Origin of the sequence: Virgibacillus byunsanensis (assembly GCF_042675965.1) — a bacterium.
Lineage (GTDB): Bacteria > Bacillota > Bacilli > Bacillales > Amphibacillaceae > Virgibacillus_R > Virgibacillus_R byunsanensis.
In genome coordinates this window covers 101,666-121,335 of sequence record NZ_JBHTKJ010000021.1, presented here as the reverse complement: position 1 = coordinate 121,335, position 19,670 = coordinate 101,666, and the positions used below count along the sequence as shown (strand labels likewise).

Here is a 19,670-nt window from a genome sequence, read left to right as displayed (position 1 = left end):
GGTTATTATAACGTAATAATGCACTTCTTTTATAGAGGGAGATTTTACGTGATGCAATGCCCGAATTGTAATAGAAAGGATATAGGTAAAATTGGTTCACAGCAATATTATTGTTGGAATTGTTTTATTGAAATGTCTATTTTAGATGACGAAATTACCATTCATCAAGTAGAAGCGGATGGATCATTAAGTTCTCTTAATGATTTATTTACAGAGGATGAAAGAAAAATTCAATGGTGACTCCTTAGGTGCAAATTTATCTGACATTTTCTGCTACTGCTAAAGGGATGGTATGAATGGATAAAAAGAACCCGTTGAATTTTCTATACTGGATAATCAGTGGTATTTTTGTATTTTTATTTATATATCTGCTCGTTAAACTGTTTCCAGTTTATGGAGCTGTTTTTTCATTTCTATGGAAAGTTTTCTCACCCTTTATCATTGCATGCTTAATTGCTTATCTGCTTTACCCGATAATAAATAAATTACATAGCTATAATATACATAGAGGTATTGCCATTCTTTTGATTTATTTATTATTCTTTGGAGGGATCACATACCTTATTTATCGTGTGTACCCAACTGTCGTTCTTCAAGTTCAAGATTTGAATCAACAATTGCCACAACTAATTGAAATGTATCGTGGATTCGTATTACAATTATATGAATATACATCATTTCTACCCGAAACTGTCCACGATCGCATGGACGAGCTTATTGAAAATATAGAAGTAACATTAGAAAGTCTGTTGGCAAAATTAGTAACTGGTTTCACAAAAATATTCGATGTAATCATTTTTATAACCGTAATTCCAGTACTGGTTTTCTATTTTCTGAAAGATTACGATAAAATAAAAAACTATATGAAAAAATGGATTCCTGTAAAATATCAACCACAAACGCAAAAGCTGTACCATACATTAGAAGAAACACTTGGAAATTATATTCGGGGTTTATTAATTGTTAGTTTATTTGTTAGTTTGACCACATTTATTGTGTTTTACTTTTTGGAAATTAAATATGCTCTACTATTGGCTATTATTATGGGGTTTACAAATATCATCCCTTACTTTGGACCGATAATTGGGGCAGTTCCGGTCATTGCTATTACGTTAACCATCTCAACTAAGTTAGTTTTAATAGTAATTATTGCTATTTTTATTATTCAACTAATTGAAAGTAATTTACTGTCGCCATACATCGTTGGAAAGAGTGTTCATATACATCCAGTAGCGATTATTTTTGCACTGCTGTTAGGTGGACAGTTAAGTGGTGTTATTGGTATGATATTGGCCGTTCCGATGCTAACCATTTTAAAAGTAATCTTAACCCAAGCTATCGCCATCAAGCGTTAGCGTTGACATTTTGATTGATATTTTCTATAATATCGTCTAACTAGTAAAACTTAAGAACATAAAACGTCGAAGGTTATAAGTACGTGATACTCCATATCAAAGAGAGGGATTTTCATTTGGCTGAAAAAATCCTATATGTCGAGTCACAGAAAGCTAAGCTGGAGTACGGTTAATACCCGTCGGTTTCACACCGTTACCATGATCAAGTGATGAATGAGACCTTTCATTCATAATTAGGGTGGTACCGCGATATAATCTCGTCCCTGCATATATGCAGCGACGGGATTTTTTGTTTTTCTAAAAAGTTAGTTAAAATGGAGGTTTTAACATGAAGCAGTTAACGTCAGCTCAGGTAAGACAAATGTTTTTAGATTTTTTTAAGGAAAAAGGGCATCGTGTAGAACCAAGTGCATCACTAGTACCAAAAGAAGACCCAACATTGCTATGGATTAACAGCGGAGTAGCAACTCTAAAGAAATATTTTGACGGAAGGGTTGTTCCTGATAATCCACGCCTTGTTAATGCACAGAAATCAATTCGTACAAACGATATTGAAAATGTTGGATTCACAGCACGTCATCACACTTTTTTTGAAATGTTGGGTAATTTCTCGATAGGAGATTATTTTAAAAAAGAATCTGTAGAATGGGCATGGGAATTTCTAACTAGTGAAAAATGGATAGGCTTTGATCCTGAATTACTGTCAGTAACGGTACATCCAGAAGATGATGAAGCTTATGATATCTGGTTAAATAATATCAAATTGCCTAAAGAACGAATTATTCGTTTAGAAGAAAATTTTTGGGATATTGGTGAAGGACCAAGTGGACCAAACACAGAAATCTTCTATGATCGTGGCGAAACATATGGAAACGATGAAAATGATCCTGAATTGTATCCTGGAGGGGAAAATGACCGCTATCTTGAGATATGGAATTTAGTATTTTCTCAATTTAACCATAATCCAGATGACACGTATTCTCCACTACCTAAAAAGAATATTGATACCGGTATGGGGCTAGAACGTATGGTATCTGTTATTCAGGATGTTCCAACTAATTTTGAAACAGATTTGTTTATGCCACTTATTAAAAAAACAGAAGAATTATCAGGAACGCTATACGGTAAAGATATGAATAGTGATACTGCCTTTAAGGTTATCGCTGACCATATTCGAACTGTAACATTTGCAATTGGTGATAGTGCGCTACCGTCTAATGAGGGGCGAGGGTATGTACTTCGTAGACTGCTAAGAAGAGCTGTTCGTTTTGCAAAACAAATTGGTATTGATAAACCGTTTATGTATAAGTTAGTTCCAGCAGTGGGAGAAGTTATGAGGGATTTCTATCCAGAAGTGATAAATCAAAAGGACTATATAGAAAATGTAGTTAAGATGGAAGAGGAGCGTTTCCACGAGACATTAAATGATGGATTAACGATTCTAACGTCAATTATGGAAAAAGAAGAGAGTAAAGGCAGTTCTGTCTTTCCAGGTGTAGAAGTTTTTCGACTATATGATACGTATGGATTTCCAAAGGAGCTAACAGAAGAATATGTAGCAGAAAAAGGCTTTACTATTGACGAAGAAGGCTTTGATCAAGAAATGCAAAAACAGCGGGACCGAGCAAGGAACTCCCGTCAAAAAGTGGACTCTATGCAAGTACAGGATGATATTCTTGGAAAGGTAGATGTAGAAAGTATATTTGTTGGTTATGAAGAAATGGAAGTAAATACAACAATTGAAGCGATAATTGATGAAAAAGAAATAGTGGATTCCGTAAAAGGTGATAAGCCAGTAGTTTTATTTTTAAATAAAACACCCTTTTATGCTGAAAGCGGAGGGCAAGTAGCAGATAACGGCTGGATCTATACAGAACATGCATCAGCTTATGTTGAAGATGTACAGAAGTCACCTAGTGGCCAACACATTCATCGTGTACGGGTAAAAGATGGTGAATTCCGTACTGGGGATAATGTTAAGGCAATAATTGATCACAGATTCCGAACTGGCATTATTAAAAATCATACTGCCACACATTTATTGCATCAAGCACTTAAAGATGTACTTGGAAACCATGTTAATCAGGCAGGTTCGCTTGTAAGCCCAGATAGATTACGTTTTGACTTCTCACATTTTGGATCAGTAAAGGAAGAGGAAATGGAAAGGATCGAACAAATTGTAAATGAAAAAATTTGGGAATCCATTCCTCTAGTAATTGATAACAAAAAAATAGAGGAAGCAAAAGAAATGGGAGCAATGGCTTTATTCGGTGAAAAGTATGGAGATATAGTCCGAGTAGTGCAGGTAGGTGATTATAGTATTGAGCTTTGTGGTGGATGCCACGTGCAAAACACCGGTGAAATTGGCTTATTTAAACTAGTCACTGAAACAGGGATTGGCGCTGGAACGCGTAGAATAGAAGCGGTTACGAGTAAACATGCATACAAATTTGTAAATGAAAAGTTAAGTTTATTACAAACGACTTCGAAGTTATTGAAAACAAATGAAGATAAAGTTCCTGAACGAATTGAAGGAATGTTTCAAGAGATAAAATCTTTACAAAAAGCGAATGAATCATTAAGTGCAAAATTATCAAATGCAGAAGCTTCTTCTATTTTTGAACAAGTTGAATCCATTGATGGTATTCAATTGATAGCTCAACAGGTTAGTGTTAAAGATATGAATCAGCTTCGAAACATGGTTGATGATTTAAAACAGAAGTTGGACTCAGGTGTTATTTTATTAGCAGCTGAGAATGATAACAAAGTTCAATTAGCTGCAGGCGTTTCTAAAGATTTAATAGAACGTGGATTGCATGCAGGTAAGCTCATAAAGCAAGCAGCCCAAATTTGTGGCGGAGGCGGCGGTGGCCGTCCTGATATGGCACAAGCTGGTGGAAAAGATCCACAAAAAATAAATGATGCATTACAATTCGCTAAGCAGTATTTGATAGAAAATATAAAAGAATAATTGACAGGTGTAAGACAAATGATAAGAAAATACTGGGTTTTTTATAAATGCGGCCTTTTCTTATCTTAGTTTAAATTCTTCATGTAAAAACATATAATATTAGCTGTAAACATGTTAGAATAATGAGTAAAGGCAAATCATGGAATGAGGTGTCACTATGAGCTCTATTGATAAAACAATGAAATTTAATTTTTCAGAAGAACCTTTTGATCAAGATATTAAGGAGATTTTGCTAACTGTCCATGAAGCTCTAAATGAAAAAGGGTATAATCCAATAAACCAAATTGTAGGCTATTTGTTATCTGGTGACCCTGCTTATATACCAAGATATAAGGATGCTCGTAATTTAATTCGTAAAATTGAACGGGACGAAGTAATAGAAGAGCTTGTTAAATTTTATCTCGAACAACACCAAAAGGATAACTAAATGAAGGTAATTGGATTAGATGTAGGGTCTAAAACGATAGGTGTTGCTGTTAGTGATGCATTTGGATGGACAGCCCAAGGATTAACAACTATATATTGGGACGAATTTGACATCACTTCTGCTGATAAAGAATTACAAAAAATTATATCTGAGCATGAAATTGGGAAAGCTGTAATTGGATTACCCAAGAACATGAATGGTACTATCGGAGAACGTGGTAAGGCCTCTGAGACGTTTGCAGAACATGTTGAAGAAACACATAATATTCCAACAGTGCTTTGGGATGAAAGGTTGTCGACGATTGCTGCAGAACGAGTACTATTAGAAGCTGATGTTAGTAGAAAAAAAAGAAAAAAAGTAATTGATAAAATGGCTGCTGTAATGATTTTACAAGGCTATCTTGATCAAAACAATTAAAGGAGTGAAATAATGGCACTTGATGAAAAAGAACGTATCATTATTCCTGATGAAAACGGAGAAGAACATTTATTTGAAGTATTGTTTACCTTTGATGTAGATCAAACGGAACAATCTTATATTGCTGTCGTACCAGTGGAACAAAAAGATGATGAAGAAGTAGAAGTATATGCGTTTCGTTATGAAGAAAAAGATAAAGATGACAATGACCTATCTCTATTTCCTATCGAATCAGATGAAGAATGGGAAATGGTAGAGGAAATGTTAAATACATTAGCGGAAGAAGTAAATGAGCAACAATAAATAATCATCATTATTTTCTGATCATCAAATCAAAATAGTTGGCATCAATCAATTTGATGCCAACTATTTTTTTTGATGGATAAGTTTGTAGAATTTTAGTATAATGTATCGGACGAGAGGGGGGTACTGAATGTCTAAGAAAAAAAAGTTTGGCAACTATAAGGAAAACCAAATTTCTCGAAGTGAGGAAGCTAGAACGGTTCGTAGAATTGTAGCAATTATACTTATATCATTAATCCTTATACTTGTAGTGGGTGGTATCTCAGGATATAAATATATTAAATCAGCATTAGAACCTGTTGATCCAACTAGTGAAGAAGATATTAATGTTGAAATTCCGATGGGATCATCATCTTCTGATATTGGATCTATACTGGAAGAAGAAGGTGTTATTAAAGATGCTCGTGTCTTTCGGTTTTATACAAAATTTAAGAATGAATCTGATTTTCAGGCTGGAGAATATACATTTACATCATCACTATCGATTGACGAAGTTATCGAATCTCTAAAAAATGGTAAAGTTCTACAAGATCCGGTATATACAATTACTATTCCGGAGGGACTGACAGTCGATCAAATGGCGGGTATTTTCGCTGAAAAGCTACCAATCGAAAAGGAAGACTTTATAGATAGAGTAAATGAACTTGAATATGTGGAAACGCTTATTGATTATTATCCATCTATTTTATCTGAGGATATACTAAGCGCAGATATAAAAACCCCATTAGAAGGGTATTTGTTTGCTGCGACTTATGATATTTATGAAGAAGAACCGAGTATAGATGCTATTGTTGAGATGATGCTTAACCAAACAGAAGCTGTTCTCTCTTCCTATATGGATAATATTTCAGCACAAGAACTGACCGTTCATGAGGCTGTTACCATGGCATCATTGGTTGAAAAAGAAGCAGGTTCAGAAGAACAACGAAAAAGTATTGCAGGTGTATTTTATAATCGATTAGAGATTGGTATGCCACTCCAGACAGATCCAACTGTATTATATGCATTGGGGGAGCATAAAGATAAGGTATTGTTAGAGGATTTAGAAATAGAATCACCATACAATACGTATCATGTAGCTAGTTTGCCGATTGGTCCTATTGCAAACTTTGGTGAGAGTTCACTAGTAGCAACAATTAATCCTGAACAATCTGATTACATTTACTTTTTACATGATGAAGAAGGTAATATTCATTACTCTGAAACACTTCAGGAGCATAATCAATTGAAAAATCAACATATTAACTAAACGGAAGTGTGAATAATATTCACATTTCCCGTTTTTTTTGCACGTATTGCTAGTTGGTAATATAATTAAATGGTAACTGAATTGGGATACTAATTGAGGTGTGCAAAATGGATGATGAATTAAAACACTATTTACAAGCTATAATAGAACCTCAAGCAAATTGGATAGTTGGGTTGGAGGAACAAGCGAAAGAAGAATCGATACCTATAATGGATCCGTTAGGGATTAGTTTTCTTATGCAGCTAATAAGAATTCATAAACCGAAGACAATATTAGAAATCGGTACGGCAATTGGATACTCAGCATTACGTATGTCACAAGCCTACCCCAAGACATCCATTATAACTATTGAAAGAGATAAAAAACGCTATGAACAGGCAATACATAATATAAAAATGTTGGATAAGCAGGAAAACATACATGTTATATTTGGAGATGCACTTGAAAAGATTAGTGAAATGCCTGCTAATAGTTCATTTGATTTAATTTTTATAGATGCTGCCAAAGGACAATACAAGCGTTTTTTTGAACTAACAACCCACTTCTTAGCAGAGAATGGAATTATTATTTCTGATAATGTATTATTTAGAGGGTACGTTGCGAATCCTAACTTAACAGATCAGAAACGTTTTAAAAAGATTGCCGGTTCAATAAGAGAATACAACGATTGGTTAATGAAACATCCTAACTTCATAACTACCATTGTGCCAGTCGGTGATGGTGTAGCTATAAGTAAGAAGAAATAACTGAAGGAGGTACTACCGCACATGCAAAAAAAACCGGTAGTTATAGGTGTGGCTGGCGGAAGTGGTAGCGGTAAAACAACCGTAACTAAATCCATTTGTCAGCGTTTTTCTGATAAAACAATTCTTGTTGTTGAACAAGATTATTATTATAAGGATCAAGGTCATTTACCCTTTGAAGAGAGATTAAATACAAACTATGACCATCCACTTGCATTTGATAATGATTTGTTAATAAAACATATACGACAATTAATGAACCAACAAACTATTGAGAAGCCTGTATATGATTATAAACACCATACTCGATCAAATGATGTTATTGAGGTTGAACCAAAAGAGGTCATCATACTTGAGGGAATTTTAATTTTAGAGGATCCACGACTTGTTGATTTAATGGATATTAAAGTCTTTGTTGATACAGATGCTGATGTACGAATCATTCGTCGATTGTTACGAGATATAAAAGAACGGGGTAGAACATTGGATTCAGTAATTGATCAGTATGTTAATAATGTAAGGCCTATGCACTTACAATTTGTGGAGCCAACGAAACGTTATGCAGATATAATTATTCCTGAAGGTGGACAAAATCATGTTGCGATTGATATTATGGCAACAAAAATTGAAACAATTTTGTCAAAAAATCACGAAAAACAATTGAAGGAAAAGTATTGAAAATTTAAATAAAATCTGCCATAGTAATATGAATAGTATCGATTTACTTAAATAAGTGTTTGCGTAGTAATAATGTAAGTTTATTGGATGAAAAGGAGTGTTTTAGTAAATGGCGGTAGAGAAAAGTTATTATATGACACTAGAGGGAAAAGAGAAGTTAGAAAAGGAATTACATTATCTTAAGACTGAAAGAAGACAAGAGGTAGTAGAACGTATTAAAGTTGCAAGAGGATTTGGAGACCTATCTGAGAATTCAGAGTATGATGCAGCTAAGGATGAACAAGCCTTTGTAGAATCAAGAATAGCTCAGGTAGAGAAAATGATCAGAAATGCTGCAATAATTGAAAATGATAATGATAATCCTGATATAGTTTCATTAGGTAAATCAGTTACGTTTCAAGAAATTCCTGATGGAGAGGAAGAAACATATACAATAGTTGGTAGTGCTGAGGCGGATCCATTTGAAGGAAAAATTTCAAATGATTCACCAATGGCTAAAAGCCTGTTAGGTCATGAAATTGGAGCCGAAGTATCAGTTGCAACACCAGGTGGAGACATTCAAGTCAAAATTGTAAATGTAGGTTAAAGAACAAAAGCTCGAAGCGCCCGTTAAGCGACGTATGGGCTTTGCCCGGCATCGCGGGTGGGTCGACGTTTTCGCGCAAAGCGGTGGTTTTAGTCGATCTTCCATATCTTAATGAGATTCACTCCAGAGTATAAGATTCACTTTGACTTTCGTCATTATTGGCGAAAAGTCAAGTTCATCTAAAAGGAAACACGAAGAGCGTTAGCGAATCGGTGTTGACTTATCGTAAGGAGGATCAGGAAGCCCACTAACAGCACGGGCGCTGGCCGATGAAAACACCACGTCCTTGAAAAAGAAAAGTACTTTTTCTGCGTGCGATACTTTTTCAGGGAAGCTTTCCTTATCCTGTGGCGTCATCGGCACTAGTACGTCCTGTACGTCGGAGCTGGACGTGGTTTAAGCAGTAAATAAATTATCCACAGGCTCCTAATGTTATATTTCCTAGACAACAAGTAAAAGCGAAAATTTATTTTTCGCTTTTTTTTTCTACTTTCTCCCTATTAAAAAAAGGTGATATACAAATGTACATATAAAATATGATACTATAATAGAGTATACAGAGGGAGGGATATACAATGAGCGATTTTGATAACTATTCGCGCGTAAATAAATTTGAGAAACGAAGAAAAAATACAAAGTCTATTTCTATTTTGCTCATTCTTGGAAGTATTCTTATTATCGTATTACTAGGTATGTGGATATTTGGTGGAGATGATGAGGAATCAGATGCACAACCAACAGATACTGAAATAAATGAAGATGAAACGAATGAAAATACAGATGAGGATACAGTAGATGAGGACACTTCATCTGAAGAAGGAAATACGACTGAGGAAGACGGGGATTCTAACGAAGAAGAAAATGACGCTAATAATAATGTAGATGTGGAAGAAGCGGAACCAACTGATGATGAGAATGTATTAGAAGCCTATACAGGTGACTGGCAGCCAGTGGGGACAGACCAAGAAGGTGAACACACAACTACTTATGAAGAAGGCTCACAGGACCGAAATGAAATGGAGCAAGCTATTCGTGTAGCAACTAGACTCCAAGAAGGAAACATGACGACATGGTGGTTGGAAAATGGTGGGGATCAAAAGGTTATTGCAACTGTCTCCAACAAAGATGAATCTGAAAACTATCGTGTTTATCTATCTTGGATAGATAATCAGGGTTGGCAACCTACAAAAGTGGAAATCCTAAAAGAAAATGACCAAAAATATCGCTTTGAATAAGAAGATTATACAGGAGGCACATGCATGACGATAGGAATCATAGGGGCTATGGATGAAGAAATAGCGATTTTACTAGAAAAGATGACAGACAAACAAGAGAACACAGTTGCTAATTGCTTATTTGTACATGGAAAGATTTTAGGTAAGGATGTAATATTACTTAAATCTGGCATTGGAAAAGTTAATGCTGCAATGGCAACAACAATTATGCACGAGCGATTTTCGCCAACGCATGTGATAAATACTGGTTCAGCAGGTGGATTTGCTAGTGAATTAGATGTAGGTGATGTAGTTATTTCCACTCAAGTAGTTCATCATGACGTAGATGTTACATCATTTGATTATGCGTATGGTCAAGTTCCAGATATGCCGGCTATGTACTCTGCAGACACAACTTTAATAGCCAAAGCCACAAAGGCTGTGAAGGAATTAAATATTAATTATGCTAAAGGAATAATTGCTACCGGAGATTCCTTTATGGAAGCCCAGGAGCGTGTAGCATTTGTACGTGATAAATTCCCTACCATGATTGCTGCTGAAATGGAAGCTGCCGCGGTGGCACAAGTTTGTTATCAATATGATAAACCGTTTGTGGTTATTCGGGCATTATCTGATATAGCAGGTAAGGAATCATCTATCTCGTTTGATGCTTTTTTAGATAAAGCAGCAAAGAATGCATCAACGTTAATTATGTCAATTTTAAAAGAAATCTAACCAGCATTTACCTCTGACTACCCATATAATTCTATGTTATACTATTAAAAATAGAAATCTATTCACCATAATAAATGAGAAACTTTAGTTAACGCTTTGAAGATAGGGCGATAACTAAAGTTTTTCTGTCACTTTATACTGATCAAATTGTATGGGGAAGGGGAAAGTACAATGAATGAAAATATAGAGTTTTTGCAATTGAAACTAAAAGACTATCAACGTTTTATCGTAACTCTATTAATCTTGAGCAGTTATCTATATATGGGAGCTATTATTAACACGTATATTCAGCCATCAAGTGATGGTAATGCACTATTTAATTTATCATTTACGATTACTATAGTAGCAATGTTCTTTTTCTACAAAAAGCATCGTATTAAAAAGAAGCTAGAAGATAATGAGCGCGTATGATGTTAGATCATAGCGCTATTTTACTGTCTAAGAAATTATAAAATTAGAAGCCTGTCGATATTTTAATAACTGGTTAAGCCACGTCCAGCTCCGACGTACAGGATAAGGAATGCTTCAACAGCGAAACATCGTACGATGAAAAAGTGAACTTCTTTTTCAAGGACGTGGCGTTTTCATCGGCCAGCGCTTAGACACTCGGGGATATTAAGCAGTTCGACTTTGGTAAAGGCATCCACACTACGCGAACTGCTTATGCTTGTCGTGTCTTTCAAAGCGCTTCTAGCTTTTGTTCCGAGTTAAGAAAGTATAAAATTTGGCAAATATATTATTGCTGACAGTATAAGCCTTGTCCAGCTCCAGCGCCTACCCCCTCGAGGTCTTAAGCAAAAACTCCCCGTGGCAAAGAACGCCACAGTGATTTTTTACTTAAACTTGTCGGGGGTGACCAAGGCGCTTGCGCTTTTCTTATCCAAGCTAATGGAAATTTCTTTCTTTTCGGAAATATTCATGAAAGACTTTCATTAAAGCTCTTTTTTCAATGCGTGATACATAACTTCTCGAAATATTTAACTTTTTAGCGATTTCTCTTTGAGTCATTTCTTTTCTGTTGTTGAGACCATAGCGATAAATCACAACTTCTCTTTCTCTGCTATCTAATATAGATAAGTAATCCTTCAATTTAGCAATTTCCATGTTAAGTTGAATATACTCAATTATATTTTCATTTTCAGCTTCTAGAATATCAATAAGACTAATTTCATTACCTTCTTTGTCTTGGCCAATTGGATCATGTAATGATACATCCTTCTTCACCTTTTTTAACGCTCGCAAATGCATCAAGATTTCATTTTCTACACACCTGGCTGCATAAGTGGCAAGCTTTGTTCCTTTGTCTGGCGAAAAACTTTCAATTCCTTTTATTAAACCAATTGTACCAATTGATATTAAGTCTTCTGTATCTTCCCCTGTATTTTCAAATTTCTTGACGATGTGTGCAACTAAACGCAGGTTGTGTTCAATAAGTTTATTTCTAGCTGTCTCATCTCCATTTTGCATAGCACGAATGTATTTGGCTTCGTCCTCTGGCGGTAGTGGTTGGGGGAATGCGTGGTTTTTAACATATGATACAAAAAATAGCGCTTCTTTTATCAATAACGCCAGCACACTCAAAATTCCTGACAAAAATATGCACCTCCTAGACAAAGTTGAACTTAGACATGTGAACAACAATTTGGTCTGGGCTTTTGCCTATATCTTTACTTTATGAGAGATCCCATAAATTTGTGTCTGTCCCATAACTTATAATTGCAATAAAAAATGCTCCCTCTTGAGGAAGCATTGTTTTATCACTATATTAGTTGTGGTTAAGACTGTATTTAAGGAGACATTTTTCTGTAGCAATTTTAATGTCACTATGTGGATATTTTTTGTTTTCGATAATTTGATATTCTTCTTGTCCCTTTCCAGCTAAAATGATAATATCTCCTGGCTCACTTACTTCAATTGCATGTGTAATTGCCTTTTTTCGATCAGGAATTGATTTATAATGATGATGCTGCATTCCTTGTTCCATGTCAGCTAATATGGTTGTTGCATTTTCAAATCTAGGGTCATTAACGGTTAAGATGACATAATCGGCCAAAGAAGCTTTTTCTGCCATAAGTGGACGCTTATAACGATCCCTGTCCCCACTTGTTCCAGCTAAGAAAATTATTTTTTGCTTTTTGAATGGCATGACAGATGAAATGGATTTCTCAATTGCATCTGGAGTATGAGCATAATCAATATACATCGTAACTGGAGCACTAATGTTTACTTTTTCCATTCTGCCATTTACAGGAGATAACTTTTTTATAAGCTCCACTAATCGTTCAACAGTTATTCCTTTTGCATACAAAGAGGCAGTTGCTGCGAGCACATTATAGATATTAAATTTACCTAATAATTTCATTTCTACATCATAAGTTCCTTCCGGAGAATGGAGAGTAAATGAAGTCATATCGGATTTATAGATAATATTTGTTGCTTTAAAATCGGATGTATTTTCAATACTATACGATATTGATTCGAAAGGTGTGACAGCTTTATATTGGTTAGATTGAGGATCATCCTCGTTAAGTATAAGACATTTAAAAGCGGATAGATCATTTCCTAATTGTGAGAATAGTAATGATTTTGTATTACTATACTGTTCCATTGTGTTGTGATAATCAAGGTGATCATGTGTAAGATTAGTAAATACTACAATATCAAAGTCAATTCCCCACAATCTGCCTTGAGCCAATCCATGGGACGATACTTCCATAATCATATGATCCACGCCCTGATCATGTACTTTTCTAAGCATTTTCTGATTAGTTAAAGCATCACAAGTTGTGTTCTCATTATAATAAAATTCTTTACCTAACTCTAATCCTATCGAACCTGATAATGCTGATTTCTGATTATCATTACGGAGTATGGAGTGTATTAAACTCGTTACGGTTGTTTTTCCATTTGTTCCAGTCACCCCAATGGTTGTTAATTTTGTAGAAGGGTAATCGAAAAATTTATTCGCTAGAAGTGCCATAGCTTTAGCAGTACTATTAACGATGACTAGAGCTACATGATCAGAATCTATTTTAAGCTCTTCTTCAGCTAGAATAACTGTTGCTCCATTTTCTATGGCATCTTTATAATACTCATGGCCATCCACAGTAAAACCACGTATACAAATAAACATAGTATCGTTTTCAACTTTTCTAGAGTCCTGATGTATGTTAGTTATATGATTCGGTAATGCTCCGTTTATTTTTTTAAAACGTAAGCACGATAATAACTCGTGGGTGTTCATAGTTGTACCTCTCATCCTTCATATATCTCTTTTAATTTGTCCAATAATGCTATGTTTAAATCTAAAATTTAAAAAGGTATAATTGTTTTATTTTCTATACCCTATTTTCGGAAATGATAATCTATAAACTTCTTACAATTCATATATTATTAAAAAAGAAAAAAGTGACGGCATATTGGTCACTTTTTTAATATCTGGATATCTGTATTGTAAACCAATATCTATTGGCTTTAGTATTATTTATATCATTTTGTAGTCTGCCTTTTTTGTGCTTCTTCGTAGGCATCTATTCTATTTTTGGTCACTGGCTTTACACCATTACGATGTGCTGCTCTAGATATCATATGGGCAGCTACTGGTGCAGTAAGCAGAATGAATACAATTGCCAGGAGCAACTTACCGCTTATCATTGTGTGTGATACATATAAAAACAAAAATGCTCCGATTAGGATACTAGACACACCTAATGTGGATGCTTTTGTGGAAGCATGAAGTCTTGTAAATACATCGGGGAAACGAATGACCCCAATAGAACTTGATAAAACAAAGAATGTTCCTGATAGTATTAGCAAAATAACAAGGATATTTATAATAATGTTAATCCAAATCTCTATCAATTATAACACCCTTTTCTATATATTTTGCGATAGCTAGTGTACCAATAAACAAAAGTATCCCAATTAGTAATATAACATCGTTAAATTTTGTCGTAACAAGTAATATAGCTGCCAACGCTGTTAAGCCCATTAAATTAATACCTATAGCATCTAGGGCAACTGCACGATCAGGATTAGTGGGTCCTACAACAACTCTATATAATAGTAAGAGAAGAGATACTGCAATTCCTAGTAGTGAGATATAAACAGCAATATCTAGAAGGTTCTCTGTAAATTCTAAGATATTTGTCATCGTGTCACCTCCATGATAGCTTTCTCGAATGTATCTTTTATGGAGTGAATGGACTCATCAATATCATCTATATCCATTGCATGTATATAAATATGCGTATTATCATTCGAAATAGCTATTGAAAGCGTACCAGGGGTTAAAGAAATTAAATTGGCTAGTAGTGTAATTTCCCAATTACTTTTTAAATCGGTTGGCAATGCAAATATGCCCGGTTCAAAATCCGGTTTTCGACTGTATACCAGTTTTACAATATCGATATTAGAAATTACTAACTCTTTAATAAAGAGAAATACCAGCTTGATAATTTTAACGAAACGCTTTAAGTAAAATGTATCAGGGATAAACCGATTTAAAAGCAGCAATAAAAGAATCCCTAATAGATACCCTGCTATAAAGCTTGCAGTGGAATACGATTCACTTAAGAACATCCACATTACAGCTATAATTAAGTTTATTACAATCTGAAAGGCCATCGTCATTTACTCCTTTAATACAGAATCAATATAGATTTCAGGATCAAGAATATATGTGGAAATCGAATCGATAGAAGGATAAATGAATTCGGCACCAACACCTAAAATAACAGAAAATAGTAAAAGAAATACTATTGGTCCAATAAGTCCTTTTGTCGATTTAGCTGTAACTTCTAACGATGTATCTTTCTCGCCCCAAAATCCTTGTATAAAAATTTTCATAACAGAATATAAAATTAACAGGCTGGACAGCAATGCAATTATAACGATCACTACTTCATTATTGGACAAAGCTCCTTTTAATAAAAGTAATTTTCCAATAAAACCACTAAAAGGTGGAATACCAGCTAGAATAAACGCTGAAACAAACAATATCCAACCTAATAAAGGATAGTAATGAATTAATCCATGCATCTTTCTTAAATCAGATGTTCCAGCAACATACACTACTGCACCAACAATTAAAAATAGAGCAGCTTTTATGATCATATCATGCAGCAAGTAGTAAACCGTACCACTCATTGCATCTTGATTAAATACACCAATACCCATTATTAAAAAGCCAACAGCAGGAATGATATTATAGGCTATGATTAATTTGATATTATTAGTTGATAGTGCCCCGATTACACCGAAGAGCATCGACAAGCCACCTATCCAAATGAATGACTCATGTGTTAAATTAATTTCGTGTACAAATATTACCGAAAACACACGGAGAATAGAGTAAATACCAACCTTCGTTAATAGTGCTCCAAACAAGGCAGAAACGACCGGGTTAGGTACGATATATGACTGGGGCATCCAATAATAAAGTGGGAATAATGCTCCTTTTGTAGCAAATACAAAGAATAAAAGAATTCCTATAGTTGTTAGGATACCCTGTTGGTCAACCTCTTGTACACGTTCACCAATTTGAGCAATATTTACGGTTCCAACAACGCCATATAAGAAAGCTATTGCTGTTACAAATAAGATGGAGGAAAAAAGGTTTATAATTACATACTTAATCGATTCGCGTAATTGAACTTTATCTCCACCTAAGACAATCAATGCATAAGATGCCATTAGCAGAACTTCAAAAAATACAAATAAGTTAAATAAGTCTCCTGTTAAAAAAGCACCTGAAACACCAGAAATCAAGAAAAAGAAAAATGCATAAAAATAGTAATGTTCTTGCCTTAATGTTAGCGAGTGAGGAGCGTAAAACGCACATGCAAGAGCTATAATGCTCGTGCTTAACACAAGTAATACAGCAAGTTCATCTGCAACAAGTACAATCCCATAAGGTGCTTGCCAACCACCAGTTTCTAGTATGACTGTTCCATTTATAAATACAATCCAAGTGATATAGGAGACTACAGCTAAATTTACAATTGCAAATAATTTTGTAAGCAATCTTGAGATCGTTACATTTTTATGAAAAAGCGCAAGAATGATCCCTGATATCAAAGGTAATATAATTGGTAAAACGGCTAAATTACTCATTTTCGGTACCCCTTAATTGTTCCATATTATCTGTGTTATTTTCATTTGCAGTTCTATATGCCAACACTAATAATAAACTTGTTACCCCAAAACTTATAACAATGGAAGTCAGTATTAATGCTTGTGGTAAAGGATCACTATATTCAGTAATACCCTCTTTTAAGACTGGCGGTTGTCCTCTTTTCAGTTCTCCCATCGTTAAAATAAACAGATGAGCTCCATGGGAAAGTAAACCTGTTCCAATCACAATTCGTAGCAATTGTTTTTGCAATAGGTTATAGACCCCAGTAGCGAATAAAAGCCCAGCAAGAATAGATGTAATAATTTCCATTTATTTCGCCTCCTTATTCTTTTTAAGTTTAATGAGGCTGAAAATAGCTAATGCTGCAATTCCAAGCACAGCAATTTCAAATAAGGTATCTAAACCACGCATATCCACTAAAATAACATTGACAATATTTTTCCCCCCACCAAGCTCATAAGAGGTCTCAACAAAGTATTCTGAAATAGAATCAAACCAATTACTACTGTGAGAAGCTATTCCGACTAATGTCATGAGTGCTCCAAAACTAATAGCAATTACAGCATTGATTGTTTTAAATCCTCTTGTTTCATTTCTTGGTCGAAGTTGTGGTAAGTGATAAAAACAAAGTAAAAATAATGCAACTGTTATTGTTTCGATTACTAATTGCGTAAGCGCTAAGTCAGGTGCACGATATACTACAAATAAAGTGGCTAAACCATAACCAACAACGCCTAAAATTAAAATTGCAGAAACTTTTTGTTTAGCGAATATGGTTGCAATTGCTGCTACAACCATGATCAGCACTACAGCTAGTTCTAATATAGTTATAGGTGCTAAATTATCAAATGTAATATAAAAACCATTCGTAGCTATCATCACACTGAAGGTAACAATAAGAATTACTGATAAAATAATCGCGGCATACAATCGTAAAGAACCCGTCATATATGTGTCCGTGATTTTTCCAGAGTAAGAAGTTAATTTCCTCAGCATGGAATCGTATACGCCGTTAAAACTGAATTTGCCTGGAACATATTGATATATTCCTGTCCATTTTTTACGAGTTGTAACAAGTACTGTTCCCAGTCCTACTACAACTAGAGACATAAGAAGTGGTGGATACATAAATCCATGCCAAAAGGAAATGTCCTTTGTTATTTCAATTCCACTAACAGCTTCTGCTGCGTGTGCGATAAATGTACCATTAACCATGTTTGGAAATAGTCCGATTAAAATAACTCCCATAACTAAGATGATAGGTGATATTAGCATTCCAATTGGTGCTTCATGTGGTTTTTTAGGTAGTTTTTCAATTTGTTCTTTCCCACCGAACACTCCAAATAAGAAGTACATGGAATAAACAAATGTAAATATACTTCCGAATACAGCTAAATAAGGAATAATTTGAATGAGAAAACTTGTAATGGTAAGTGCTCCTTCATTTAAATGCAGAGTTGCATCGAAAAACAATTCCTTACTGTAAAATCCATTTAAAAATGGTAATGGCAAACCAGCCATAGAAAACGTTCCAAAAAGAGCAAGTGTAGCTGACATTGGCATAAAGGTTAACAAACCACCAAGTTTTCTTATGTCTCTTGTGCCTGTTTCATGGTCAACAATTCCTGCAACCATAAATAGGCTCCCTTTAAATGTTGCGTGATTTAAAATATGAAAAACGGCTGCAAAAACAGCAATTTCTGTGCCAAAACCCAACATAGCCATGATCATACCCAATTGACTTATTGTGGAATAGGCAAGGATTGCTTTTAAATCTGTTTGCCTGACAGCCATATAGGAAGCCCAGCATAATGTTACAATCCCAAATATACTAACAGTAATGAAGAACCATTCATATGAAGAAAAAATAGGTGAAAATCTCGCTACTAAAAATATGCCAGCCTTAACCATGGTTGCTGAATGGAGGTAAGCACTAACAGGTGTTGGTGCTTCCATTGCATCTGGTAACCAAATGTGAAAGGGAAACTGTGCTGATTTAGTAAACGCACCTAATAGAATTAAGATAAGTATTAACGGTAAGTAGTCACTATTTAATATGATGTCTGTTTGTGAAATCATCGCCTGAATACTAGTTGTACCTGTAATCACAGATAAAAGTATGAAACCACCAAACATACTTAAACCACCAAATACAGTAATTAACATGGACTTTAGAGCGCCATATCTCGATTTTTTATTAAAATGCCAGTAACCAATTAATAAAAAGGAAGAAATGGAAGTTAATTCCCAAAAAGTATATAGTACATATATATTGTCAGATAATACAACACCAAGCATTGCTGCCATAAATATTAGTAAATATACATAAAAGTGCCCTAAACGTTCTGATTTATGTAAATAATAAACGGAATATAATACAACAAGTGTTCCTATCCCACTTATTAAAAGGACAAATAACAAGCTGAGTCCATCTAAGTAAAAGTTTAGATTAATCCCAAGGGATGGGATCCAGCTATAGGATTGTCTAACTGGGGAAAAGTCACTCCCAATGTATTGAATAAAATAAATAAAAATAAAGAGGGGTATAAATAACACAAAAATACCTGTATGTACTTTATCTTTTATTTTACTAATCATTGGAATAAAACAAGCTATTAGAAGTGGTAATAAAACTGCAAAAATCATCTATCTGAATTCCTCCTTATAGGTGCAACGTCTCTTAAAGTGTTGAATTTTGGTGGCAGGGGGGGTGTTGATTAACTTTAAAGGTATGAATAACAGTTTCTTAAAAAGCTTCATTCGATTGGGCTGAAAAACAGGAAATGAGTTGTTCTATGTTTCGTGTAAATTACTATATTATACTTATATAGTTAGCGATCAAAAACATAATTGTAT

The 19,670-nt window shown here is 34.6% G+C and carries 21 protein-coding genes and 1 other annotated feature; of the genes, 13 read left to right on the top strand and 8 right to left on the bottom strand.

Annotation, left to right across the window (positions count from 1 at the left end; all coding sequences use genetic code 11):
• Positions 1 to 51 precede the first annotated feature (51 nt).
• The 13 genes from ACFQ3N_RS09240 to ACFQ3N_RS09180 all read left to right on the top strand — a co-directional run bounded on the left by ACFQ3N_RS09240 (position 52) and on the right by ACFQ3N_RS09180 (position 11,089).
• Entirely contained in the window at positions 52 to 240 is a 189-nt protein-coding gene (locus ACFQ3N_RS09240; RefSeq protein ID WP_390361678.1) for a hypothetical protein, read from the top strand.
• 56 nt (positions 241 to 296) lie between these two features.
• Positions 297 to 1,355: an AI-2E family transporter gene (locus tag ACFQ3N_RS09235; protein ID WP_390361676.1), complete on the top strand. Its 1,059-nt coding sequence runs from the start codon at positions 297 to 299 to the stop codon at positions 1,353 to 1,355.
• A gap of 57 nt (positions 1,356 to 1,412) precedes the next feature.
• Positions 1,413 to 1,623 (top strand) — a binding site (T-box leader).
• A 60-nt stretch (positions 1,624 to 1,683) separates the two neighbouring features.
• Positions 1,684 to 4,326 (top strand): alanine--tRNA ligase, encoded by a 2,643-nt coding sequence (gene alaS, locus ACFQ3N_RS09230; protein WP_390361674.1) that lies wholly within the window; start codon positions 1,684 to 1,686, stop codon positions 4,324 to 4,326.
• A 157-nt stretch (positions 4,327 to 4,483) separates the two neighbouring features.
• Positions 4,484 to 4,753 (top strand): IreB family regulatory phosphoprotein, encoded by a 270-nt coding sequence (locus tag ACFQ3N_RS09225; protein WP_390361672.1) that lies wholly within the window; start codon positions 4,484 to 4,486, stop codon positions 4,751 to 4,753.
• Positions 4,754 to 5,170: a Holliday junction resolvase RuvX gene (gene ruvX / locus ACFQ3N_RS09220; RefSeq protein WP_390361670.1), complete on the top strand. Its 417-nt coding sequence runs from the start codon at positions 4,754 to 4,756 to the stop codon at positions 5,168 to 5,170. It abuts the gene before it with no gap.
• A 12-nt stretch (positions 5,171 to 5,182) separates the two neighbouring features.
• Positions 5,183 to 5,473 carry a DUF1292 domain-containing protein gene (locus tag ACFQ3N_RS09215; protein ID WP_390361668.1) on the top strand — a complete coding sequence of 97 codons (291 nt, stop codon included), beginning with the start codon at positions 5,183 to 5,185 and terminating at the stop codon, positions 5,471 to 5,473.
• Positions 5,474 to 5,603: 130 nt separating this feature from the next.
• Positions 5,604 to 6,722 carry an endolytic transglycosylase MltG gene (gene mltG, locus ACFQ3N_RS09210; protein ID WP_390361666.1) on the top strand — a complete coding sequence of 373 codons (1,119 nt, stop codon included), beginning with the start codon at positions 5,604 to 5,606 and terminating at the stop codon, positions 6,720 to 6,722.
• A gap of 107 nt (positions 6,723 to 6,829) precedes the next feature.
• Entirely contained in the window at positions 6,830 to 7,468 is a 639-nt protein-coding gene (locus ACFQ3N_RS09205; RefSeq protein ID WP_390361664.1) for an O-methyltransferase, read from the top strand.
• Between the two features lie 21 nt (positions 7,469 to 7,489).
• Positions 7,490 to 8,143 (top strand): uridine kinase, encoded by a 654-nt coding sequence (gene udk, locus ACFQ3N_RS09200; protein ID WP_390361663.1) that lies wholly within the window; start codon positions 7,490 to 7,492, stop codon positions 8,141 to 8,143.
• A 109-nt stretch (positions 8,144 to 8,252) separates the two neighbouring features.
• A complete protein-coding gene (greA, locus tag ACFQ3N_RS09195) occupies positions 8,253 to 8,729 on the top strand; it encodes a transcription elongation factor GreA (RefSeq protein ID WP_390361661.1) in 477 nt (158 codons plus the stop codon).
• Between the two features lie 575 nt (positions 8,730 to 9,304).
• The gene (locus tag ACFQ3N_RS09190) at positions 9,305 to 9,964 is read left to right on the top strand and encodes a YrrS family protein (RefSeq protein WP_390361659.1); all 660 of its coding nucleotides are present in this window, start codon (positions 9,305 to 9,307) and stop codon (positions 9,962 to 9,964) included.
• Positions 9,965 to 9,988: 24 nt separating this feature from the next.
• On the top strand, positions 9,989 to 10,678 hold the full coding sequence (gene mtnN, locus ACFQ3N_RS09185) for a 5'-methylthioadenosine/S-adenosylhomocysteine nucleosidase (RefSeq protein ID WP_390361657.1): 690 nt from the start codon (positions 9,989 to 9,991) through the stop codon (positions 10,676 to 10,678).
• A 171-nt stretch (positions 10,679 to 10,849) separates the two neighbouring features.
• Positions 10,850 to 11,089, top strand: a complete 240-nt coding sequence (locus ACFQ3N_RS09180) for a YrhC family protein (RefSeq protein WP_390361655.1) — start codon at positions 10,850 to 10,852, stop codon at positions 11,087 to 11,089.
• A 474-nt stretch (positions 11,090 to 11,563) separates the two neighbouring features.
• Here the strand turns inward: ACFQ3N_RS09180 and sigK are convergent, their stop codons facing one another.
• From sigK to ACFQ3N_RS09140, 8 genes are all read right to left on the bottom strand, one after another.
• Positions 11,564 to 12,271: an RNA polymerase sporulation sigma factor SigK gene (gene sigK, locus ACFQ3N_RS09175; RefSeq protein ID WP_390361653.1), complete on the bottom strand. Its 708-nt coding sequence runs from the start codon at positions 12,269 to 12,271 to the stop codon at positions 11,564 to 11,566.
• Between the two features lie 172 nt (positions 12,272 to 12,443).
• Positions 12,444 to 13,922: a UDP-N-acetylmuramoyl-L-alanyl-D-glutamate--2,6-diaminopimelate ligase gene (locus tag ACFQ3N_RS09170; RefSeq protein ID WP_390361651.1), complete on the bottom strand. Its 1,479-nt coding sequence runs from the start codon at positions 13,920 to 13,922 to the stop codon at positions 12,444 to 12,446.
• Positions 13,923 to 14,167: 245 nt separating this feature from the next.
• Positions 14,168 to 14,539 (bottom strand): monovalent cation/H(+) antiporter subunit G, encoded by a 372-nt coding sequence (gene mnhG / locus ACFQ3N_RS09165; RefSeq protein WP_390361649.1) that lies wholly within the window; start codon positions 14,537 to 14,539, stop codon positions 14,168 to 14,170.
• A complete protein-coding gene (locus ACFQ3N_RS09160) occupies positions 14,520 to 14,831 on the bottom strand; it encodes a Na(+)/H(+) antiporter subunit F1 (protein WP_390361647.1) in 312 nt (103 codons plus the stop codon). The genes mnhG and ACFQ3N_RS09160 overlap by 20 nt, the downstream gene beginning before the upstream one ends.
• Positions 14,828 to 15,304 (bottom strand): Na+/H+ antiporter subunit E, encoded by a 477-nt coding sequence (locus tag ACFQ3N_RS09155; RefSeq protein WP_390361645.1) that lies wholly within the window; start codon positions 15,302 to 15,304, stop codon positions 14,828 to 14,830. The genes ACFQ3N_RS09160 and ACFQ3N_RS09155 overlap by 4 nt, the downstream gene beginning before the upstream one ends.
• 6 nt (positions 15,305 to 15,310) lie before the next feature.
• Positions 15,311 to 16,792 (bottom strand): Na+/H+ antiporter subunit D, encoded by a 1,482-nt coding sequence (locus tag ACFQ3N_RS09150; protein ID WP_390361643.1) that lies wholly within the window; start codon positions 16,790 to 16,792, stop codon positions 15,311 to 15,313.
• Positions 16,785 to 17,123, bottom strand: coding sequence for a Na(+)/H(+) antiporter subunit C (locus ACFQ3N_RS09145; RefSeq protein ID WP_390361641.1), 339 nt, complete (start codon positions 17,121 to 17,123; stop codon positions 16,785 to 16,787). Before ACFQ3N_RS09145 ends, ACFQ3N_RS09150 begins: the two co-directional genes overlap by 8 nt.
• Positions 17,124 to 19,460, bottom strand: coding sequence for a Na+/H+ antiporter subunit A (locus ACFQ3N_RS09140; protein ID WP_390361639.1), 2,337 nt, complete (start codon positions 19,458 to 19,460; stop codon positions 17,124 to 17,126).
• Positions 19,461 to 19,670 lie beyond the last annotated feature (210 nt).